A 20,350-nucleotide genomic window follows, 5' to 3' on the forward strand; every position below is an offset into this window, starting at 1 on the left:
CATTGCTCCCGTGCTTGTCGAGGATCGACATCGCAGTCTGCGTCGCGTTCCTCACCTGCGGATAGTCGATGTTGCTGTGGATCCACTTCTTGCCTTCATCGGACGAGGCCCAGGCGTTGATGCTGTCGCGGGTATCGGTATCGATGTAGGTGATAGAGGAGCGCTTGCCCTCGCCGTTGCCGTGCGTCAGCAGATCGGTGCGCAGCTGCGCGAGGTCGTCGGTGAATTTCAGACCGTGCTGCTTCGCATAGGCCGAAGCCTGCTCGATGACGGCATCGACATAGGTCTTCTCGCCTTCGTTGAGCTTGCGGTTCTCGATCGCGCCGAGCGGCCAGGTGCCGCGCTGTCCGAAATCGACCTGGATCGTGCCCATGCTGTAGCCGCTGTTCGCGGCGACCGCGCTGACCTGCCCCCATTCGCTCTTGTCGACGCCGGCGACCGACAGACGGTACGACGCGCTGCCACCTTCGGTGCCGCGACCGACGGTGAAATAGACCGCGCCCGCCAGGGCATCCAAATTTCTCGTATCGATGTTATCCGTCACAAATCACCTCCTGAGTGAGTGGGGATCAAAACTTGGCCAATTGAAGAGATTTCTCGAACTGGATCGACATCGGACCTTGATGGCTCATGCCGTTCCGTTTTTCCGTGATGCGCGAACCTGCTCGCGCCCGCCCTGTCGGTCTATCGCGAAAGGCGCGCGCTTGAGTGGCTCGCGATCAGACTTCCGGTGGTCATCCCGCGGAGCGGGCCGGTGCGTTTCGAGGGGATGTCATGTCAAACGTCGAAGCCGGCGCCGCGCTGACATGACAAGACCAGCTCCGGTCAGCCGACCAGAGGGATTCGCTGCGAGAGGGGTTCCCCGAAGCGGCAGGCCGCCGGTCGAGGCTTTCGATTCCTTTAGACTTCATCCGAAATGTTCCATGTCTTGCGGTGTCCCCAATCCTTGGGGACGTTCAGGTTACCGAAATTGATGGTTAATTTTCAGTTAATAGCAGGAATCGACGAGGCTGGACGCGGACCATTGGCCGGTCCTGTGACGGTGGCCGCAGTCATCCTGCACCCGGGCCGCCCCATCGAAGGCCTCAACGATTCCAAGAAGCTGCCGGAAGCGCGTCGCGAGGCGCTGTATCCGCTGATCATGGAACGCGCGCTGGCCTGGCGTGTGGAATTCGTCGAAGCCGGCGAGATCGATGCGCTGAACATCCTGCAGGCCACGCTCGTCGGCATGCGCAGGGCCCTGTGCGCGCTGGCGCCCGCCGCACAGTTCGCGCGCATCGACGGCAATCGATTGCCGCGCGATCTGCCCTGCCCGGCCGAGGCACTGATCGGCGGCGACGCGCTCGATCCGGCGATCATGGCGGCCTCGATCCTCGCCAAGGTCGCGCGCGATCGCGCCATGCGCGCGCTGCACGCCGACTATCCGCAATACGGTTTCGACGCGCACAAGGGCTATCCCACGCCCGCGCATCTGCAGGCGCTGTCGCTGCATGGGCCTTGTCCGCAACACCGCCGCAGTTTCGCGCCGGTGCGTGAATGCGGAGGGGCGTCGTTGTTCCCGCAAAACGCATCGATCGGCTGACTTGTTCAGCGCATTGACACTGCGCGTCACATGACTGCGGTGCCGCCGGAATGAACAATCCAGGCCCATGATGCGGCCTGCACACAAATGAAAAATCGCTAAGCGGTCTGCATCGCCGGTATGCGTGCTGTGCGTGGCGTCACGCCCGCATCGAAGGAAACGTGCGCACACTGAGGTCGCGCACGCAGCGTGTTCGTCTTGGCGATGCCGGACGCGCCACCTTCCCGGTCAAGGGCCGTCCGACGCAATGACAGGCCGGAATCCGAGGTGTTTCATGGCCATCTTCTACTCCTCCTCGATGCCTCCTCTGGGTGGGTCCGCCTCGCCGGATGGTGGTCGACAGACCAGCGTGGGCATGCCGGCGCTGCAACCGTCGGCGGTCGCCCGTTTCGACGCGCTGGTCCACGAACTGCACCCGGATGCGCCGCGCGTCGACGTCCTGCGCCTGCGGCGCCTGATCAACTGGCTGAACGACATGCCGCCGGAGCAGGCGGAATATGAGATCGGCGAACGGCTCCACCGCCTGCACGAACTGCGCGCGATGTGCGCGGATGCCGACTGGGATTGCACCGAGGCCCAGCGCATGCGGATGAAGAAGCTCAACGACTACGTGCAACTCGAGAATGATCTGATCCCGGACCACGTGCCATTGCTGGGCCGCCTGGACGACGTGCTGCTGATCGAGCTGACCTGGCCGGCGTTCGCCGAGGAAGTCGAGGACTACCGCGACTTCTGCGACTACCGCACCACGCGACACCCGACCGGCGACGGCGACGCCCAGCGCGCGGCCTGGGTCCGCGACCGCCTGGACGAACTGGCCCTGGCGTCGCAGCGCCTGCGCGTTCACATGCAGCACTACGGCCCGGACCCGCACGCGGCGGAACACAGGCCGTTCCGGGTGGTGTGATCCCGTAAGCCCGCCGTGATCCTGCCTGCCGGCCGGATCACGAGTGTTCGACACGCCCTCGCCCCCGTCGGCGCGAGGGCGTTTTCGACCGGATTCGCGCGCCAACGAACAAGCATGGCCGGCGCCCGGCGCTTTCGATACGGGCGGCGATGTCAAGCCTTGTTCCCGTCCGTCCCACGCCCTACCCTGCGGGTCGATCACCCGTTCGCAAGACCGGCCTTCGCGGCGCGACATCGCCTCGGACCGGTCTGCTGAGCCGCCTCGTTCATGCCCGCACGCTTCGCCCACCTCCACCTGCACAGCGAGTATTCGCTGGCCGATTCGACGATCCGCATCCCGGAACTCGTCAAGCGTTGCGCCGCGCTCGGCCTGCCGGCGGTGGCGGTGACCGACCGCAACAATCTGTTCTCGCTGGTGAAGTTCTACCGCGCCGCCGAAGGCGCCGGCATCAAGCCGATCGCCGGCGCCGACGTGCTCATCGCCGAAGGCGACGAGGCGCCGTCGCGGCTCACGCTGCTGTGCCGCGATCACGACGGCTATCTGGCGCTCTCGCGCCTGCTCACGCGCGCGTGGATGGAAGGTCAGCGCCATGACGGCGTGGTGCTGCGCCCGCACTGGCTGAAGGAGAACAACGACGGGTCCGCCGTGAAAGGCTTGTTCGCCCTGTCCGGGCGGCTGGCGCAGGCGGGACAGCTCGCCGAAGGCGGCCGCCACGATCTCGCCGAAGGCGTGCTGGCCGATCTGCAACGCACGTTCGACGACAGGCTGCATCTGGAAATCACCCGCGCCGGCCTGGAAGGCGAAACCGCCTACAATACGTTCGCGCTGCATGCGGCGTCGAAGCTCGGCATTCCGGTGGTGGCGAGCAACGACGTGCGCTTCCTCGACGAGAGCGGCTTCGATGCGCACGAGGCGCGCGTGTGCATCGCCTCCGGCCGCGTGCTCGACGATCCGCGCCGCCCGCGCGACTACACGCCGCAGCAATACCTGAAATCCGCCGACGAAATGGCGGAACTGTTCGCCGACGTGCCGGACGCCGTCGACAATGCGGTCGCGCTGGCGCAGCGCTGCAATCTCGGACTGCGCCTGGGCACGTACTTCCTGCCGGCCTTCCCGGTGCCGTCGGATCACACGCTGGATTCCTGGATCCGCAACGAAGCGCGCGATGGCCTGGCCAAGCGTTTGCAGAAGCATCCGGTCGCCGAAGGTTACACCCGCGCCGACTACGAAGCGCGACTGGAGCGCGAGCTCGACGTCATCATCAAGATGGGGTTCCCCGGCTACTTCCTGATCGTGGCCGACTTCATCAACTGGGCCAAGGACCACGGCATTCCGGTCGGCCCGGGGCGCGGTTCGGGCGCCGGTTCGCTCGTCGCATGGGCGCTGGGCATCACCGATCTCGATCCGCTGCCCTACGACCTGCTGTTCGAACGCTTCCTCAATCCCGAACGCGTGTCGATGCCGGACTTCGACATCGACTTCTGCATGGATCGCCGCGACGAGGTGATCGACTACGTCGCGGCGAAGTACGGCCGCGACCGCGTCAGCCAGATCATCACCTACGGCACGATGGCGGCGAAGGCGGTGGTGCGCGACGCCGGCCGCGTGCTCGGCTTCCCCTACGGCTTCGTCGACGGCATCGCCAAACTGATTCCGCTGACGCTGGGCGTCAGTCTCGACGACGCGCTCGGCCGCTCGGAGGCGGCGCAGCGCGATCCCGAATTGTCCAGCAGCGAACTGATCCAGCGCTACAACGACGAGGACGACGTCCGCGATCTGATCGACCTCGCCCTGCAGCTGGAAGATCTCACCCGCAACGCCGGCAAGCACGCCGGCGGCGTGGTGATCGCGCCGAGCCCGCTCAGCGATTTCTGCCCGCTGTTCGCCGAACACGACGGCGAAGGCCGCGGCCGCAATCCGGTCACGCAATTCGACAAGGACGACGTCGAAGCCATCGGCCTGGTCAAGTTCGACTTCCTCGGCCTGCGCACGCTCACCATCATCGACTGGGCGGTGAAGGCGATCAACACGCATCGCGCGCGCGTGCAGGAGGCCCCGCTCGACATCGCCTCGCTGCCGCTCGATGACGTGAAAGCCTATGAACTATTCGCGCGCGGTGAAACGGTCGCGGTGTTCCAGTTCGAATCCCGCGGCATGCGCGAATTGCTCAAGCGCGCGAAACCCGACCGTTTCGAAGACCTCATCGCCCTGAACTCGCTGTTCCGGCCGGGTCCGATGGATCTGATCCCGGACTTCATCGAGCGCAAGCACGGCCGCGCGGAAGTGAAGTATCCACACCCGCTGCTGGAACCCGTGCTCGCGCCCACCTACGGCGTCTTCGTCTACCAGGAACAGGTGATGCAGACGGCGCAGGTGCTGGCCGGCTATTCGCTGGGCGGCGCCGACTTGCTGCGCCGCGCGATGGGCAAGAAGAAAGTCGAGGAGATGGCGAAGGAGCGCAGCAAGTTCGAATCGGGTGCGAAGGAGCACCACAACATCGAACCGCGCGTCTCCGGCCCGGTCTTCGATTTGATGGAGAAGTTCGCCGGCTACGGCTTCAACAAGTCGCACGCGGCCGCTTATTCGCTGGTCGCCTACCAGACGGCCTGGCTGAAGGTGCACTACCCCGCCGAATTCATGGCCGCGGTGCTGTCCTCGGACATGGACAGCACCGACAAGGTGGTGATGTTCCTCGACGAAGCGCGCGCGCTCGGTCTCACCGTGCTGCCGCCGGACGTCAACGCTTCTAACTACATGTTCGAGGCGATCGACGAACGCACCATCCGTTACGGTTTGGGCGCGGTGAAGGGTGTCGGTCAGGGCGCCTGCGAGGCCATCGCGTCCGAGCGCCTGCGTTCCGGGCAATACGAGGACCTGCTCGACTTCTGCCGCCGCGTGGAATCGTCGAAGTTGAACCGGCGCACGCTGGAAGCGCTGACCAACGCCGGCGCGCTCGATGCGCTCGGCAAGAACCGCGCATCGCTGCAGCTGCAGTTGCCGGAAGTGCTGAAGGCCACCGACCAGATGGCGCGTGAACGCGAGGCCGGCCAGAACTCGCTGTTCGGCGGCTTCGCCGAACCCGCCTCCAGTTCGCGCATCGAACTACCGGAAACCGAGGAATGGCCGCTGGCGCAGAAGCTCAACGGCGAGCGCGACACCCTCGGCCATTACCTGAGCGGCCACCCGATCGATCCCTACCGTGACGAACTCACGCTGCTGGTGGGCACCGACCTCGGCCAGCTCGACGCCGTATGGGAGCGCGGGCAACAAGGCGGACGCTCCCAGGAAGGCCGCAGCTGGCGCCAGGAAACCACCGCGATCGTCGCCGGCATGGTGATCGGCATGCGCAAGCGTGGCGACTCACAGGCCTTCGTGCAGCTGGAGGACGGACGCGGCCGCATCGAATGCGCGTTCTTCGCCGAGGCCTATTTCGAGTTCGCGCAGCTGCTCACGCGCGACCGCATCCTGATCGTCGAGGGCGGCCTGCGCGAGGACGAGTTCAGCGGCGGCTTCTCGCTGCGCGCGCGGCGCTGCTGGGACTACCGCCAGCTCTGCCCGCAGAGCGCGCAGCAGCTGGCCCTGCGCCTGGACCTGCGCGTCCCCGGCCTGCTCGACCGCATCGAGCACGTGCTGGCCCAGCACCGCCCCGGCAACACGCCCCTGCGCTACGACCTGCTGCTCCCGGCCGGCACCGCCGGCACCCTGGATCTCAACGGCAGCAACGGCGTGCGGGTCGACGCCGACCTCGCCGGCAGCCTGCGCGCCCAGCCGGGCGTGCGGACGGTGCGGGTGGCCATGGGCAATCGACCCTGGGTGAGCTGAGACGTGCTTTGCGCGGCATTGCCGCGCAGTCTCGGCGAACGCCCGGCCAGGGACGGCCGGGCCGGGCGTTCCGAAGCCGATGAAGTTGCGCCATGGATGGCCACAACAAACCCGCCAAATCTGGCACCTGTAAACATTCACTTCTCCCCTCGCCCCCTCACCCCGGCTAGACTGTCCCCTTTCCCGCGGCCATCCCGCTGATGAACCCGAACTACCTGGATTTCGAGCAACCCATTGCCGACCTGGAGGCCAAGATCCAGGACCTGCGCCAGGCCAGCACCGGCCCGGCGGTCAATGTCGACGCCGAAGTACATGCCCTGCAGGACAAGCTGCGGCTGCGCACCGCGCAGATCTTCCGCGACCTCACGCCCTGGCAGGTCTCGCAGCTCGCCCGCCATCCGGCGCGGCCGTACACCTACGACTACATCCGCGTGATCTGCGACGAGTTCCAGGAACTCGCCGGCGACCGCGCCTACGCCGACGACAGTGCCATCGTCGGCGGCCTCGGCCGTATCGACGGTCGCAGCGTGATGATCATCGGCCACGAGAAGGGCCGCGATACCAAGTCCAAGGTGCGTCGCAACTTCGGCATGCCGCGCCCGGAGGGCTACCGCAAGGCGCTGCGCCTGATGAAGATGGCTGAGCGCTTCAAGCTGCCGCTGCTGACCTTCATCGACACGCCCGGCGCCTATCCCGGCATCGGCGCGGAAGAACGCGGCCAGTCCGAAGCCATTGCCCGCAACCTGCTGGAAATGTCGGAGTTGCGCACACCGATCATCTGCTCCGTGGTCGGCGAAGGCGGCTCCGGCGGCGCACTCGCCATCGGCGTCGGCGACCGCACGCTGATGCTCGAATACAGCACCTACTCGGTGATCACGCCGGAAGGCTGCGCCTCGATCCTGTGGAAGACCGCCGACAAGGCCAAGGACGCCGCTGAACAGCTCGGCTTGACCGCCAAGCGTCTGCTCGAACTCGGTCTGATCGACAAGATCGTGCGCGAGCCGACCGGCGGCGCGCATCGCAATCCGAAACAGATGGCGACACGGCTGAAAGCAGTGCTGCTCAACGAACTGGATGCGCTGCAGGGGATTCCGACCGACGAACTCATCGAGAAGCGCTACCGCCGCCTGCGCGGTTACGGTGCTTACGAGGCGGCCTGAAGCAAGAGCACGACGCGGCAACGTACACGGAATGTCGACGAGTCTGGTCCCATGCATCCCATCTTGATCCTGTCTGTCCTGCTGCAGATCACCTGCGCCGTGCACGTCGTGCGGACCGGGCGGCCGATGTACTGGATCTTCATCCTGCTGATCGGCTCGTACATCGCGATCGCGGTCTACCTGATCGCGGAAGTACTGCCGGACATGCGCAACAGCCGCGGCGCCCGGCGCGTGGTGCGCAGCGTGCACGATCGCATCGACCCCGAGCGCGGCAAGCGCAAGGCGAGCCGCCAGCTCGACATCGCCGACACCCAGGACAACCGCCGCCGCCTCGCCGAGCAGAGCCTGCTCAGCGGCGACTATCAGCAGGCGGCCGAACTGTACCGCTCCGCCCTCAAGGGTCTCTACAAGACCGATCCGAACCTCATGCTCGGGCTGGCCAAGGCGCAGTTCGCCCTCGAACAGCCGCAGCAGGCGAAGCAGACGCTGGATGAGCTCCTCGCAGCCAATCCCGACTTCCGCTCCAGCGACGGCCATCTGCTCTACGCGCGCACGGTCGAAGCCAGCGGCGACGTTGCCGCCGCGCTGCACGAATACGAAGCCGTCGTCGCGGGTGGCCATCCCGGCGAGGAAGCGCGCGTGCGCTACGCCTTGTTGCTCAAGCGCAACGGCGAACTCGCCAAGGCGGGCGCCTTGTTCACCGAGACCATCAAGCGAGCGAAACTGGCACCAAGCTACTACCAGCGCGAACAGCGCGAATGGATCGACATCGCCAAGCGCGAAGCGCTCTGAAAATCTACTGCTGCGTCGACCGGGTTTCCGGGCCATCGACGAATCCGTCGAATCTGCCGATCACCTTTCCTCGCAATGCCTCACGTGGCGCCGTGCCCGAGAAGCGACTGTCGTCGCTGCGGTCGCGATTGTCCCCCATCAGGAAATAATGGCCCGGCGGCACTTCCCAGTCGCCTTCGCCCTGATCGGCGAACAGTAGATTCTCCGTCTCCAGAATGTCGTGCGGATGGCCAGGAAGGTCTTCGCGCAATTCGATGGCGCCAGTCATCTCGGCATCCCTGCCGTACCCCTCGTAGACACCGATCCGCTCATAGATCACGGGCTTGCCATTGATGCTGAGCTGATTGTCGTCGTAGACGATACGATCGCCCGGCAAACCGATCACCCGCTTGACCCATTCCTGACCGGGCTGCCGCGGAGTTGAATAAATCACAATATCGCCGCGCTCTGGCTCATGATTGTTGTAATAGCCTGCGTTGCTGATGACGATCGTGCCCGCTCTCAGAGTGGGCGACATGCTGTTGGAGGGGATGCGATAGATGCCATAGCCGAAGATCCGCTGCCGTGGATCATGCGATCGCACTCCGAACGGATTGATCACGTACATGGCGACGCAGGCCAGCGGAATCAGCACCACCAGCGACAGCAATCCCTTCGCGATCCATTGCCTTGCGGTCGCCACGGCTTTCCCCCAGAAATCCGGGGCGACTCTAGCAGATCATTAGCGGCGACCGGCGCCCTTTCTCACCACGCCCGCAGATACTGCGCAGGCGCCTGCAACTCGCCTCCGAGCACCTTCGCGGCACGACGCGGGAAGTACGGATCGCGCAACAGCTCCCGCGCCATCACTACGACGTCGGCATCGCCGCTCGCGACAATCCGCTCCGCCTGTTCCGGCTCCGTGATCAAACCGACGGCGCCCGTCGCGATACCAGCCTCGCGGCGAATGCGCGCAGCGAACGGCACCTGATACCCAGGCTCGACTGGAATCTTCTGCAGCGGCGACAGACCACCGCTGGACGTGTCGACCAGATCGATGCCGAGTCCATGCACGATGCGCGCCAGTTCAACGCTTTCCTCGATGTCCCACCCGCCTTCGACCCAATCGGTCGCGGAAATGCGCAGCCACAACGGCAACCGCTCCGGCCAGACCTCGCGCACGGCCGCGATCACTTCGCGCAACGCACGGCTACGGCCGTCGAAGCCGCCGCCCCAGGCATCCTCGCGCCGGTTCGACAGCGGCGACAGGAATTGATGCAGCAGATATCCATGCGCGGCATGAATCTCGATGAGTTGGAAGCCCGCATCCAGCGCGCGCACCGTCGCCGCGCGGAAATCGGCGACGACCTTGCCGATGCCGTCGGCATCGAGCGCCAGCGGCAGTGGGTAATCCTCACTGAAGCGGACCGCCGACGGCGCCACCGTCTGCCAACCGCCCTCGGCCGGCGGCACCTCGCCATGCCCAAGCCAGGGCGCATGCGTGCTTGCCTTGCGTCCGGCATGCGCGAGCTGGATGCCCGGGATCGCACCCTGCGCCGCCACGAAAGCCGTGATCCGCGCCCAGGCCTCGGTCTGCGTGTCGTTCCAGAGGCCGGTGTCCTGCGGCGAAATCCGTCCTTCCGGCGACACGGCGGTGGCCTCGGTGATCACGGCGGCCGCACCGCCCACCGCGCGGCTGCCCAGATGCACGAGATGCCAGTCGTTCGGCACGCCATCGACGGCCGAGTATTCGCACATCGGGGAGACGGCGATGCGGTTCTTCAGGGTCAGGCTGCGCTGCGGGAACGGTGCGAACAGGGCGCTCATGCGGGTTCGGTCTGCGGACGGCATTCCACTATAGGCAAGCACGGGGATCGGCTCGGCATTGCCGGTGGATCACTGCATTGCGGCGACGTGGCAACATCACGCCATGAACGAGGCACCGCCGCCCGACATCCTCCCATTTCCGCCAGACACGGAGACGCGCGGCGTGCTGGTGGGTTTCAGCGGCGGCCTGGATTCCGGCGTGCTGCTGCACCTGCTCGCGCGGCAACCGGCGATGCGTGAACGCGGATTGCGCGCGATCCATGTGCATCACGGCTTGCATGCCGATGCGGATGCCTGGACGGAGCATTGCCGCGAGGTCTGCCTGTCGCTCGACGTGCCGCTGCGGGTCGTGCATGTCGAAGTCGACCGCGACAGCGGCCAGGGCATCGAAGCCGCCGCGCGTGCGGCGCGACGACGCGCATTCACCGAGGCCTTGAGCGAGAACGAAATCCTGGCCCTCGCCCATCACCAGGACGATCAGGCCGAGACCTTCCTGCTGCGTGCTCTCCGCGCATCCGGCACGGACGGACTGGCCGCCATGCACCCGTGGCGACGCTTCGGCCATGCCTGGCTGTGGCGTCCCCTGCTCGAAACGCCACGCAGCGCATTGCTGGCTTATGCGCAGGCGCATGGCCTCCGCTGGATCGATGACCCGAGCAACAGCAACGTCGACCACGATCGCAACTTCCTGCGTCATCGCGTCCTGCCGCTGCTGCGCGAACGTTGGCCGGAGCCCGAAGCGGCACTCGCACGTTCGGCGCAGCTGTCCGGTGAAACGCGGACACTGCTTGAGGAAGGCGATGCCACGGCGCTCGCAAGCGCACGCACCCTCGATCCTCAAGCCTTGTCCGTACCTCGCCTGCTCGCGCTGCCCCACGCACGCCGCGCGCGCGTGCTCAGGCGCTGGATCGAATCGCTCGTGCTGCCGCCTTTGCCGGCGCAAGGCGTTTCACAGATCGAAACCGTCCTGCTCACGGCCGCCGACGATCGGGAAAGCGAATTCGCCTGGCACGGCGCCGTCATCCGGCGCTGGCGCGACCTGCTGCATGCCAGCGTGCAATGCGCGCCGCTGCCGGAGGATTGGCATGTCACGTGGGATGGCCGGGCACCGCTCGTCCTGCCCGCAGGCGATTCGTTGTTTCTCGAAGGAGCGAACGGCTTCGAATCCCCGCTCGAAGCCGGCACGCGTCTCGGCGGTGAACGCATCGTCCTGCCCGGACGCGCGCATTCGCACGCGCTCAAACACGTGCTGCAGGACCTCGGCGTCCCGCCCTGGGAGCGCGAACGCCTGCCGATCCTCCGCGATACCGCCGGCGAGGTGCAGGCGGCGGGCGATCTCGTCTATTCGGCGACGTTCGATGCCTGGCTGCGCGCGAACGGCGCACGGCTGTGCTGGGCGCACTGAAGCCAGTCCGTTGCGCCATGAATGGCATCGATACATCCGTCGAAACATCCTTTGGACCGTTGACGTAAACTCCGCCCATGGCACGAAAATCCCCCGCCGAAACCTCCCCCGTCGCCGATTTCGAGAACTCGCTAGAAGCGCTCGAGCAGCTGGTCGAGAAGATGGAAAACGGCGAAATGAGCCTGGAGGAATCGCTGGCCGCCTACGAACGTGGCGTCGGTCTGTATCGCCGCTGCCAGCAGGCGCTGGAACAGGCCGAGCTGCGCGTGCGCCTGCTCAGCGATCCCGAGAATCCCGCCGCTGCCGAACCGTTCGGCACGCCGCGCGCCGAAGACGTCTGAGCCCGACCGCGTGAGTTCCTCTGCAGTCGACGCATCGATCGAAGTCTGGCGCCTGCGCGCCGATGCCGCGCTTACGCGCGTGCTGCCCGATCCCGGCATCACCCCGCACCGTCTGCATGCCGCGATGCGCCATGCCGTGCTGCTCGGCGGCAAGCGGATGCGGCCGCTGCTCGTGTATGCCACAGGTGCCGTGTTCAACGACGCCGCTCGCGCGGATGCGGCGCTGTTCGACGCGCCCGCCGCCGCGGTGGAACTGATCCACGCCTACTCATTGGTGCACGACGACCTGCCGGCGATGGACGACGATGCCCTGCGCCGCGGCCAGCCCACCGTGCACGTCGCCTACGACGAAGCCACCGCCATCCTCGCCGGCGACGCGCTGCAGTCGCTGGCGTTCGCGACGCTGGCCGACGCGCCCGCGAGCGCGGATGCACGCGTGGCGATGCTGCGCGAACTCGCCGCCGCCGCCAGCGGCATGTGCGGCGGCCAGGCCTTGGACATCGATGCCACTGGCGCGGCGGACACCACCGTGCTCGCCGATCTGGAACGCCTGCACGCCATGAAAACCGGGGCGCTGCTGCGCGCCTCCGTGCGGCTCGGCGCGATCGCGGCGGGTGCCGATGCCGAGGCACGCGCATTGCTCGATCGCTATGCCGACGCGCTCGGGTTGGCCTTCCAGATCCGCGACGACCTGCTCGACGTCGAAGGCGACAGCGCCACGCTCGGCAAGACCGCGGGCAAGGACGCGGCCCAGGCCAAGGCGACCTTCCCCGCCCTCATCGGCATCGAGGCCTCGCGCGAGCGTCTCGCGACGCTGGCGCGCACCATGCAGGATGCGTTGGAGCCTTTCGGCGAACGCGCCACGGCGCTTGCCGCATTGGGCCGTCGCGCCATCGAACGCACGCACTGAGCGTGTGCATCAAACCCCTCGCCCGTTCACGGGAGAGGGGTTTCATCGGAATCAGCGCAGCAAACGCAACGTCAGCGGATAGCGATACTCCTCGCCATTCCAAGCCTTGATCGCGGCGATGATGCTGCACACCAGCCACATCACCGCGATGGCCAAAGCCAGTGCCGCGAGCAGCAAGCCCGCCGGCGCGGTGACGATCGCGCCGATGCCCAGCGTCAGTACGGTCGCGCCGACCAGCACCACGCCGATCGCCCCGGCAATGCAGGCGTACAGGAACATGCTGATGTTGAAATTGACCGCTTCACGCGCATGCGCGGCCACGAACGCGGAATCGTTGCGCTTGATCAGATAAATGACGCCCGCGGCCAGCACGCCGGCCAAACCCGCAGCCCAGCTGGTAAGGAAAGCGAGCAGCAGCGCCGACAGATGTGCCATCGCCGCCCAGTGACGCTCGCTCTCGCCGACGGATTGCATGGACGAATCGTTGAAGGTGGTGTCTTGCATCGCGGCTCTCCGGCCGGAAACGTTCCGGCCCGCAACTCATGATCGGGGCATTCGCCAGCGACTCAATCCGACCGAAGTCACCCAACCGATGACCTACTCAGGCCCTGGACAGATGTTCAGGGGCGAATCAGGCCAGCAAGCCGTCCAGGGCGCGCACGCTCCTGCTGTTGGGAAAGATCTTCGTCTCCAGCGCCGACTCCGGCACGCCCAGATGCTCGCCTAGCGCGCCCTTGAACAACGCGCGCAGATCGGCGGTCGCGCGCAGATCGCGTCCTTCGTTCAATTGCGCCGGTTGAAGTCCTGGCCAATCGCCGAGCATGCGCCCGCCACGCACACCACCGCCGGCGACCAGCGCCAACCCGCCGGTGCCGTGATCGGTGCCGCCGGTGCCGTTCACCGCGACGGTGCGACCGAATTCGGTGACCACCACCACCATCGTGCGCGCCCAGGTGTCGCCGAAGCCGTCGCGCACGGCGCGCAGGCCGGCATCGAGTTCGGCGAACTTGCGTTGCAGCGCCGCGGCCTGGCCGCGATGCGTGTCCCAGCCGCTGTCCTCGACGAAGCCGACGCGCAAACCACCCGCGCCCGTCATCAGCTGCGCGGCCGCGGTCATCGCTTGCGGTAAACCGAACCCGCCGCGCTTGCCGCCCTGCATCTGATTGATCTCGGGCGCGTTGACGGCATCGGCGTACACGCTGGCGAGTTGCTTGTCCGCCGCATACAACGGTTGCAGCTGCTGCAACAGCGTGGCCTGGATTTCCTGCGTCAGCGGCGGCGACCAGGTCTCCGCGCGACGCGTGCCGCGCAGCGACAGCGGCATCACCGGCGCGAGCGCCACGCCTTCCACCTTCGGCATCGCGTCGACGCAACGCCCAAGCCAGCCATCGCGCGCGCCGTCGGGGCTTGCGGTGCCATTCTCCAGACAATCCTGCGCTTCGAAATGCGAGCGCTGCCGATACGGCGGCGCGATGGCGAGCATCGGCAGCAATTGGCGCTTGCCGTACAGTTCGTGTGCGAACTTCATCTGCGGATGCAGGGCGAAATTTCCGTCGAGCTTGAGCCCGTCCTGCACCGCGAGCGCGCCACGCGCGCGCTGGTAGGCGGGATCGGCGTATGGCGGCAGCAGATGCAGGCCGTCCATCGCGCCGCGCAGCATCACCACGAGCAGGCGTGTGTCCGAGGTCTTGTTCGATTGCGCGGCGAGCGCACCGACGCCCGGCCATACCGTCAGCAGCGCGGTACCGCCGACACCCAGCACGAAACGGCGACGAGAAAGATTCATCGTCAGGTCCTCCATTGGAAGGCGGGGCTGGCGAACAGCAAGGCATAGCCTTCCCGCGGCGAGCCCGCACGCTGCAGCATCGAAGCGAAGTCTCCACGCACCGCTGCTTCGCCAAGCGCTTCATTCGCCATCTGCAACGGCGTGCGGTCGCCGGTGACGCGATTGGCGAAGGTTTCGGCGATCTGCAAGCGCTTGCGCAGCGCATCGCCGGCCGCCCAATCGCCGGTCGTATCGGGGAAGCCCGCTGGCGAGCGCGGAGTGAAGATCGGCTGGCCGAGCTCACGCAACAGATTCGGCAGTGATCCCGGACGCTGATCGAGCGTGAATCCGCCCGCACGCATTGCCGACACCACGAAGTCGTCCGGTGTCTTGAACTTGCGCGCCGTCGGCGCCCAGGCGGCATCGTCGTCGATCAGCGCCGCATACAGCGCGACGAGTTGACCGCCGCTGTCGAGATAGGCCTTGGCCATCCGCCTTACCAATGCATCCGGCGGCGCATCGGCGACGAAATGTCGCGCCAGCTTCAGGCTCAGATGTCGCGCGGTGGCCGGATGCATGGCGAGATCGCGCAGCACCGCCCTGCCCTGTCCTTCTCCGTCTTCGGCATATTGCTTGCCCATGATGCGCCGCGCGCCCGGCTCGTGCGCATTGGCGCGGAACACGAAGCCGCTGCGCGCATCGGTGAGCTGACGCGGCGCCGGCACGCTCCAGCCAGTGATCGCGCGTGCGAACTCGGTGACGTCGGCCTGCGTGTAACCACCGTTCACGCCGAGCGTGTGCAGCTCCATGATCTCGCGTGCCAGGTTCTCGTTGAGGCCGAGCTTGCGCATCGGCATCCCGTCGCCGCCATTGTCGCTCTTGCGCTTCGCGCGCACGGCCTGCCAGTGCACCAGCTTCGAATCGCCACCAACCGAGGCGACGTTGTCGAGATAGCGCAGCATCGCCGGATGGGTTTCCACGGCGAGCAGCATGTCGCCGAAATGCCCGAGCACATGCGGGCGGATCGCCTCGCGCTCCATCGGCGCGGCATATAGGCGTGCCGTCGACTTATCGATGGAGACGGCGAAATGGTTCGACCAGAAACGGACCAGGCGTTCGACGAACGGCTGATCGGTGGTCACCGCATGACGATAACGCGCCGCGATGTCGGCAAGGCCGAGTTGCGTCAGCTCTCGGCGCTCCGGCGACAAGGGTTGTTTCGCAGGAGCCGCAGGCGTTTTCGCCGCCATGTCCGGCATCTGCGCGGGCGCCGGCGCTGGATCCGTGTCGTCCTTCTGCATGCGACGAAGCTGCTGATAGGCGGCCTCGCGCCGCAGCAGTTCAAGACTGTTCGGCAAATCCTGAAATGCCGTCGATGCCGGCTGTTTGCGCAACTGCGCATGCAGCCAACCACGTGCATCAGATGCTGCGGACAATTCACCGGGCTTCGCGCCAAGCCCGAATCGGTTGGCGGCACTGGCCGCCTCTCGTGCTGACATCGCACCGCTCCAGAAGCAGAGACGGCATTATCAACGCACGTGGTGGCGGTAAGTTGACCGCCACCGAACCGGAGAGATGCAGTTATTCGTTACAGAACGGTTATTCCGTGCTGAAGCGGCAACGCTGAGCATGTCAGCGTTGCCGGTCTTGTTCGCGCGGTTACTTGATCAGACGCAGCGCGAACGGATAACGATAGGCCACACCTTCGTTGGCCTTGATGCCACCGATGATGCTGAAGATCAGGCATGCCACCCATGCGGCCAAGTTGATCAGGGCACCGATCAGGATGATCGAAAGGATGATGCCGATCACATAGACGATCAACAGCGTGATCTGGAAGTTCAAGGCTTCCTTGGACTGGTCGTTGAGGAAGCTCTTCTCGGGCTTGTCCTTGTTGATCAGCCAAACGATCAGCGGGACGATAAATCCGAGAACAATGCCCGATAGATGCACGATCAGTGCAAGGGTTCTGTCTTCCTGCGGCGCAGCACCCGTCGGTGCTGGCGGAGGCGTGGTTGCTTCGTTGAAATCGCTCATCATGAACTCCCCGGAATGACGGGCACGGGGCATCCGCGCCCGAAAGCGGAAGAGTACATCGAAAGCACGCCGGCTGCGCGCTCAGTCCGAGCCGGCCACCGTCATCCGACCGACCAGGATCGAGCCCGTGCGCAGGTGCGAGCGAGGATCGATATCGCTTCCCACCGCCTCGATGCCTTGGAACATGCGCTTCAGATTGCCGGCGATGGTGATGCCGTCGACCGGATAGGCGATTTCGCCGTTCTCCACCCAGAAGCCACCCGCGCCGCGCGAGTAGTCACCCGTGATGCCGTTCACACCTTGCCCCATCAACTCGGTGACGAGCAGGCCGCGTCCCATACCGCGCAGCATTGTTTCCAAGCTTGCTCCGGACTGCGCGCCGCCATTGCCGGTGCCGCCGGCCGCGACCTCGAGATTGTGCATGCCGCCCGCGTTCGCGGTCGTCTGCAGGCCGAGCTTGCGCGCGGAATAGCTGCCGAGCACGTAACGCTGCAGTACACCGCCCTCGACCAGCGCCGATTCGCGCGTGGCCACGCCCTCGCCGTCGAACGCCGCCGAGCGCAGGCCGCGCATCAGCCACGGCCGCTCGACGATGGAGAACCAGTCCGGGAACAGCTGCGTGCCGACGCTGTCGACCAGGAAGCTGGCACGCCGGTACAGCGCGCCGCCGGAGACCGCGCCGATAAGATGGCCGATCAGCGAACGCGCCATCTCGGCGGCGTACAACACCGGATATTCGCCGGTGGGCAATTGCCGTGGCGACAGGCGTGCCAGCGCGCGTTGCGCAGCACGGCGTCCGATCGCGGCGGGTGATTCCAGGTCCGATTCGGCCAATGCAACGCTGTACCAGCCGTCGCGCTGCATGTCCTCGCCGCGACCGGCGATCAGCGCGCAGCCGATGCTGTGCTGGGTATCGCGCTCGCGGCCGATGAAGCCGTGGGAATTGGCGTACACGACCAGCGATTCGTTGCTGCCGACCGAGGCGCCGTCGGAATTGCCGATGCGCGCGTCGACGTCGCGGCCGGCGGCCTCGCATGCCAATGCGAGGTCGATCGCGCGGTCGGCATCGAGCGCCCAGGGGTGCCAGGTGTCGAATTCACGCAGGTCCGTCGCCATCAGTCCGGCTTCGGCGAGGCCCGCGGCGGGGTCGTCCTCGGTGAATTCCGCGATCGCGCAGGCCTGGTCGACGGTCGCATCGAGGCTGTCCTCGCGTAGATCCGCCGTGCTGGCACTGCCCTTGCGCTTCCCGAAATAGACGGTGACGCCGATGCTGCGGTCGCGCGTCGACTCCACGGTTTCCACCGCACCCATGCGCACGTTCACGCTGAGGCCGCGGTCTTCCGAACAGGACACCTCGGCCTGGGTCGCGCCGCGAGCGCGGGCGCGCGCGAGCAGCCGCTGCGACAACTCGGCGAGCGCGTCCAGGCGCCCCTGGCTATCGTCTTGGGTGGTTGCGGCGGCGGGATCGATGATTGCGTTCAATGGACTATCCTATTGCCTTGGTTCATGCCTTGATTGGATCGCTCGCGTCTGCGCGAAACGACATGATCATGCTGTTTTTCTGGAGTTGACGATGCGCGGGCGCGACGAAGCCACCGGCGAATTTCTTTCACCCAGCCGCACCCAGCAGCGGCGCGAAGCGCTCGACGTGCTGGCGCTGGCGCACCAGTTGGCCGATCTCGACACCGGCCGGCTGGCGAAGCTGCCGATCCCCGACCATCTGCGTCCGCACATCGCCGAGGCGCAGCGCATTACCTCGCACATCGCCCGCAAGCGCCAGATGGCGTATCTGGCCAAGCAGATGCGCCGCGAGGAGGACGAGACGCTGGATGCCATCCGCGACGCGCTCGACGCCGGCGGCGAGGCCGCGCGGCGCGAGAATGCGTTGCTGCATCGTGCCGAGGCCTGGCGCGAGCGCTTGCTCGAGGAAGGCGATACGGCGCTCGGTGAACTGCTCGCCGAGCATCCCGGCGCCGATCGTCAACGGCTGCGCACGCTGATCCGCAACGCGGGAGACGAGCGGGCGAAGAACAAGCCGCCGCACAGCTATCGGGAGTTGTTCCGCGAGTTGCGCGAATTGCTCGGAGTGGAAAAGCCGGAAGCCGAAGACGACGCGCAGGAAAGTTAAGCGCCTTTGCTCGTCATTCCCGCGTAGGCGGGAATCCATGGACGTTCGTTCCGACATCGAGAGACTTGAAGCAAAGTCCATGGATTCCCGCCTACGCGGGAATGACGAAAGGGAACGAGTCTCGCCCGTAGTCCCACTTTCGCCACGCCACTCGCTTCCTTGCAATCTCACGCCTTCGTCCCGCCCACCGTCAGCTGATCGATCAGCAAGGACGGCTGCCCCACGCCCACCGGCACGCTCTGCCCGTCCTTGCCGCAGACGCCGACGCCTTCGTCAAGCGCCAGATCGTGGCCGATCATCTTCACGCGCTGCATGGTCTCCGGGCCGTTGCCGATCAACGTGGCGCCTTTCACCGGCGCGGTGATCTTGCCGTCCTCGATCAGATAGGCCTCGGTGGCGGAGAACACGTATTTGCCATTGGTGATGTCGACCTGGCCGCCGCCGAAATTCACCGCGTACAGGCCGCGCTTCACCGAACGGATCATCTCTTCCGGATCGTCCTGCCCGGCCAGCATGTAGGTATTGGTCATGCGCGGCATCACCAGATGCGCGAACGATTCGCGACGGCCGTTGCCCGTCGGCTTGGCACCCATCAGGCGCGCGTTGAGCGTGTCCTGCATGTAGCCGGTCAGCACGCCATCCTCGATCAGCGTGGTGCACTGCGTCGGCGTGCCTTCGTCGTCGATGTTGAGCGAGCCGCGGCGATTGGCGAGCGTGCCATCGTCGACGATGGTCACGCCCTTCGACGCCACGCGCTGCCCCATGCGGCCGGCATAGGTCGAGGTGCCCTTGCGATTGAAATCGCCTTCCAGCCCGTGCCCGACCGCCTCGTGCAACAGCACGCCCGGCCAGCCGGAACCGAGCACCACCGGCATCACGCCGGCTGGCGCGTCGATGGCTTCCAGGTTCACCAGCGCCTGACGCAGCGCCTCGCGCGCGAACTTCTCAGGCTTGCCGTCGCCCAGCAGCTCTTCGTAGGAATAGCGTCCGCCATAGCCGGCGTAGCCGGATTCGCGGCGGCCGTCCTGTTCGACGATCACCTGGACGTTGAGCCGCACCAGCGGGCGCACATCACCGGCGAGCACGCCGTCGCTGCGCGCGACCAGGATCGTGTCGACGCCGCCGGACAGGCTCACCACCACCTGCTTCACACGCGGATCGGCGGCACGCAGCAATTTGTCGACGCGCCGCAGCGCCTCGACCTTGGCGGTATTGCCGAGCGCATCCACTGGATCCTGCGCAACGTACAGCGAACGTCCCGCGCCCGCGATCAACGACCGCGCGCTATGCGCATCGCCTTCCCGCGCGATGGCGCGCGCGGACTGCGCCGCCGCCAGCAATGCCTGGCCGTTGATGTCGTCGGAATAGGCGAAACCGGTCTTCTCGCCCGAGATCGCCCGCACGCCCACGCCCTGCTCGATCGAATGCGCACCGTCCTTGACGATACCGTCTTCCACCGTCCAGCTTTCGCGTCGCGCGTGCTGGAAATACAGATCACCGAAATCGATGCCCGGCCCCAGCAGGGTGCCGAAGGCGCGTTCCAGCCCCGATGCATCGAGGCCGGCGGGTGACAGCAAAAGGGACTGGGCGAGGACGAGAGGACTGTCTTGATTAGGCATGAATGTGAGGTTGGGGCGGCGCGGAGGGATCGCAAGCGATTCGGCGGCCGCGCCCACCGGAACAATAGGGAAATGC

The 20,350-nt window shown here is 66.2% G+C and carries 17 protein-coding genes and 1 pseudogene; 9 read left to right on the top strand and 9 right to left on the bottom strand.

The window, feature by feature from the left end; all coding sequences use genetic code 11:
• Positions 1 to 544, bottom strand: a pseudogene (locus tag LG367_RS14840) (peptidoglycan-binding domain-containing protein); the annotation flags it as partial.
• Between the two features lie 429 nt (positions 545 to 973).
• Between LG367_RS14840 and rnhB the strand changes: the two are divergent.
• The 5 genes from rnhB (at position 974) to LG367_RS14865 (ending at position 8,263) form a co-directional block, all read left to right on the top strand.
• On the top strand, positions 974 to 1,582 hold the full coding sequence (gene rnhB / locus LG367_RS14845) for a ribonuclease HII (protein WP_226470047.1): 609 nt from the start codon (positions 974 to 976) through the stop codon (positions 1,580 to 1,582).
• A 274-nt stretch (positions 1,583 to 1,856) separates the two neighbouring features.
• The gene (locus tag LG367_RS14850; RefSeq protein WP_226470048.1) at positions 1,857 to 2,489 is read left to right on the top strand and encodes a YkvA family protein; all 633 of its coding nucleotides are present in this window, start codon (positions 1,857 to 1,859) and stop codon (positions 2,487 to 2,489) included.
• 267 nt (positions 2,490 to 2,756) lie between these two features.
• A complete protein-coding gene (gene dnaE, locus LG367_RS14855) occupies positions 2,757 to 6,311 on the top strand; it encodes a DNA polymerase III subunit alpha (RefSeq protein ID WP_226470049.1) in 3,555 nt (1,184 codons plus the stop codon).
• A gap of 200 nt (positions 6,312 to 6,511) precedes the next feature.
• Positions 6,512 to 7,471 carry an acetyl-CoA carboxylase carboxyltransferase subunit alpha gene (locus tag LG367_RS14860; protein WP_226470050.1) on the top strand — a complete coding sequence of 320 codons (960 nt, stop codon included), beginning with the start codon at positions 6,512 to 6,514 and terminating at the stop codon, positions 7,469 to 7,471.
• Between the two features lie 51 nt (positions 7,472 to 7,522).
• Entirely contained in the window at positions 7,523 to 8,263 is a 741-nt protein-coding gene (locus LG367_RS14865) for a tetratricopeptide repeat protein (RefSeq protein WP_226470051.1), read from the top strand.
• Positions 8,264 to 8,267: 4 nt separating this feature from the next.
• On the opposite strand, the gene lepB is transcribed toward LG367_RS14865, so the two are convergent.
• Both lepB and LG367_RS14875 read right to left on the bottom strand, forming a co-directional pair.
• Entirely contained in the window at positions 8,268 to 8,945 is a 678-nt protein-coding gene (lepB, locus tag LG367_RS14870) for a signal peptidase I (protein ID WP_226470052.1), read from the bottom strand.
• A 62-nt stretch (positions 8,946 to 9,007) separates the two neighbouring features.
• Positions 9,008 to 10,069 (bottom strand): NADH:flavin oxidoreductase/NADH oxidase, encoded by a 1,062-nt coding sequence (locus LG367_RS14875; protein WP_226470053.1) that lies wholly within the window; start codon positions 10,067 to 10,069, stop codon positions 9,008 to 9,010.
• Between the two features lie 103 nt (positions 10,070 to 10,172).
• On the opposite strand from LG367_RS14875, the gene tilS reads away from it, so the two are divergent.
• The 3 genes from tilS (at position 10,173) to LG367_RS14890 (ending at position 12,725) form a co-directional block, all read left to right on the top strand.
• Positions 10,173 to 11,474 carry a tRNA lysidine(34) synthetase TilS gene (tilS, locus tag LG367_RS14880; protein ID WP_226470054.1) on the top strand — a complete coding sequence of 434 codons (1,302 nt, stop codon included), beginning with the start codon at positions 10,173 to 10,175 and terminating at the stop codon, positions 11,472 to 11,474.
• Positions 11,475 to 11,551: 77 nt separating this feature from the next.
• Positions 11,552 to 11,815, top strand: a complete 264-nt coding sequence (locus LG367_RS14885) for an exodeoxyribonuclease VII small subunit (RefSeq protein WP_226470055.1) — start codon at positions 11,552 to 11,554, stop codon at positions 11,813 to 11,815.
• 10 nt (positions 11,816 to 11,825) lie between these two features.
• On the top strand, positions 11,826 to 12,725 hold the full coding sequence (locus LG367_RS14890) for a polyprenyl synthetase family protein (RefSeq protein ID WP_425490980.1): 900 nt from the start codon (positions 11,826 to 11,828) through the stop codon (positions 12,723 to 12,725).
• Between the two features lie 51 nt (positions 12,726 to 12,776).
• Here LG367_RS14890 and LG367_RS14895 read toward each other — a convergent pair whose 3' ends face one another.
• The 5 genes from LG367_RS14895 to pmbA all read right to left on the bottom strand — a co-directional run bounded on the left by LG367_RS14895 (position 12,777) and on the right by pmbA (position 18,000).
• On the bottom strand, positions 12,777 to 13,229 hold the full coding sequence (locus tag LG367_RS14895; RefSeq protein WP_226470056.1) for a DUF4870 domain-containing protein: 453 nt from the start codon (positions 13,227 to 13,229) through the stop codon (positions 12,777 to 12,779).
• A 127-nt stretch (positions 13,230 to 13,356) separates the two neighbouring features.
• Positions 13,357 to 14,511 (bottom strand): DUF1501 domain-containing protein, encoded by a 1,155-nt coding sequence (locus tag LG367_RS14900; protein WP_226470057.1) that lies wholly within the window; start codon positions 14,509 to 14,511, stop codon positions 13,357 to 13,359.
• A 2-nt stretch (positions 14,512 to 14,513) separates the two neighbouring features.
• Positions 14,514 to 15,989, bottom strand: a complete 1,476-nt coding sequence (locus tag LG367_RS14905) for a DUF1800 domain-containing protein (RefSeq protein ID WP_226470058.1) — start codon at positions 15,987 to 15,989, stop codon at positions 14,514 to 14,516.
• A gap of 160 nt (positions 15,990 to 16,149) precedes the next feature.
• Positions 16,150 to 16,527 carry a DUF4870 domain-containing protein gene (locus LG367_RS14910; protein ID WP_226470059.1) on the bottom strand — a complete coding sequence of 126 codons (378 nt, stop codon included), beginning with the start codon at positions 16,525 to 16,527 and terminating at the stop codon, positions 16,150 to 16,152.
• Positions 16,528 to 16,608: 81 nt separating this feature from the next.
• Positions 16,609 to 18,000, bottom strand: a complete 1,392-nt coding sequence (pmbA, locus tag LG367_RS14915) for a metalloprotease PmbA (protein WP_226470070.1) — start codon at positions 17,998 to 18,000, stop codon at positions 16,609 to 16,611.
• A 100-nt stretch (positions 18,001 to 18,100) separates the two neighbouring features.
• Here pmbA and yjgA point away from each other — a divergent pair, with 100 nt between their 5' ends.
• Positions 18,101 to 18,655, top strand: coding sequence for a ribosome biogenesis factor YjgA (yjgA, locus tag LG367_RS14920; RefSeq protein WP_226470060.1), 555 nt, complete (start codon positions 18,101 to 18,103; stop codon positions 18,653 to 18,655).
• A 167-nt stretch (positions 18,656 to 18,822) separates the two neighbouring features.
• Here yjgA and tldD read toward each other — a convergent pair whose 3' ends face one another.
• The gene (gene tldD, locus LG367_RS14925) at positions 18,823 to 20,274 is read right to left on the bottom strand and encodes a metalloprotease TldD (RefSeq protein ID WP_226470061.1); all 1,452 of its coding nucleotides are present in this window, start codon (positions 20,272 to 20,274) and stop codon (positions 18,823 to 18,825) included.
• Positions 20,275 to 20,350: the final 76 nt, after the last annotated feature.

It is taken from the genome of Luteimonas panaciterrae, assembly GCF_020511115.1.
In the GTDB taxonomy this organism is placed as follows: domain Bacteria; phylum Pseudomonadota; class Gammaproteobacteria; order Xanthomonadales; family Xanthomonadaceae; genus Luteimonas; species Luteimonas panaciterrae.

What these genes read in the sequence shown, in the direction of transcription:
- rnhB (WP_226470047.1), top strand. Translation starts at nt 974, where the DNA reads ATGGTTAATTTTCAGTTAATAGCAGGAATCGACGAGGCTGGACGCGGA.
- LG367_RS14850 (WP_226470048.1), top strand. Translation starts at nt 1,857, where the DNA reads ATGGCCATCTTCTACTCCTCCTCGATGCCTCCTCTGGGTGGGTCCGCC.
- dnaE (WP_226470049.1), top strand. Translation starts at nt 2,757, where the DNA reads ATGCCCGCACGCTTCGCCCACCTCCACCTGCACAGCGAGTATTCGCTG.
- LG367_RS14860 (WP_226470050.1), top strand. Translation starts at nt 6,512, where the DNA reads ATGAACCCGAACTACCTGGATTTCGAGCAACCCATTGCCGACCTGGAG.
- LG367_RS14865 (WP_226470051.1), top strand. Translation starts at nt 7,523, where the DNA reads ATGCATCCCATCTTGATCCTGTCTGTCCTGCTGCAGATCACCTGCGCC.
- LG367_RS14875 (WP_226470053.1), bottom strand. Translation starts at nt 10,069, where the DNA reads ATGAGCGCCCTGTTCGCACCGTTCCCGCAGCGCAGCCTGACCCTGAAG.
- tilS (WP_226470054.1), top strand. Translation starts at nt 10,173, where the DNA reads ATGAACGAGGCACCGCCGCCCGACATCCTCCCATTTCCGCCAGACACG.
- LG367_RS14885 (WP_226470055.1), top strand. Translation starts at nt 11,552, where the DNA reads ATGGCACGAAAATCCCCCGCCGAAACCTCCCCCGTCGCCGATTTCGAG.
- LG367_RS14895 (WP_226470056.1), bottom strand. Translation starts at nt 13,229, where the DNA reads ATGCAAGACACCACCTTCAACGATTCGTCCATGCAATCCGTCGGCGAG.
- LG367_RS14900 (WP_226470057.1), bottom strand. Translation starts at nt 14,511, where the DNA reads ATGAATCTTTCTCGTCGCCGTTTCGTGCTGGGTGTCGGCGGTACCGCG.
- LG367_RS14905 (WP_226470058.1), bottom strand. Translation starts at nt 15,989, where the DNA reads ATGTCAGCACGAGAGGCGGCCAGTGCCGCCAACCGATTCGGGCTTGGC.
- LG367_RS14910 (WP_226470059.1), bottom strand. Translation starts at nt 16,527, where the DNA reads ATGAGCGATTTCAACGAAGCAACCACGCCTCCGCCAGCACCGACGGGT.
- yjgA (WP_226470060.1), top strand. Translation starts at nt 18,101, where the DNA reads ATGCGCGGGCGCGACGAAGCCACCGGCGAATTTCTTTCACCCAGCCGC.
- tldD (WP_226470061.1), bottom strand. Translation starts at nt 20,274, where the DNA reads ATGCCTAATCAAGACAGTCCTCTCGTCCTCGCCCAGTCCCTTTTGCTG.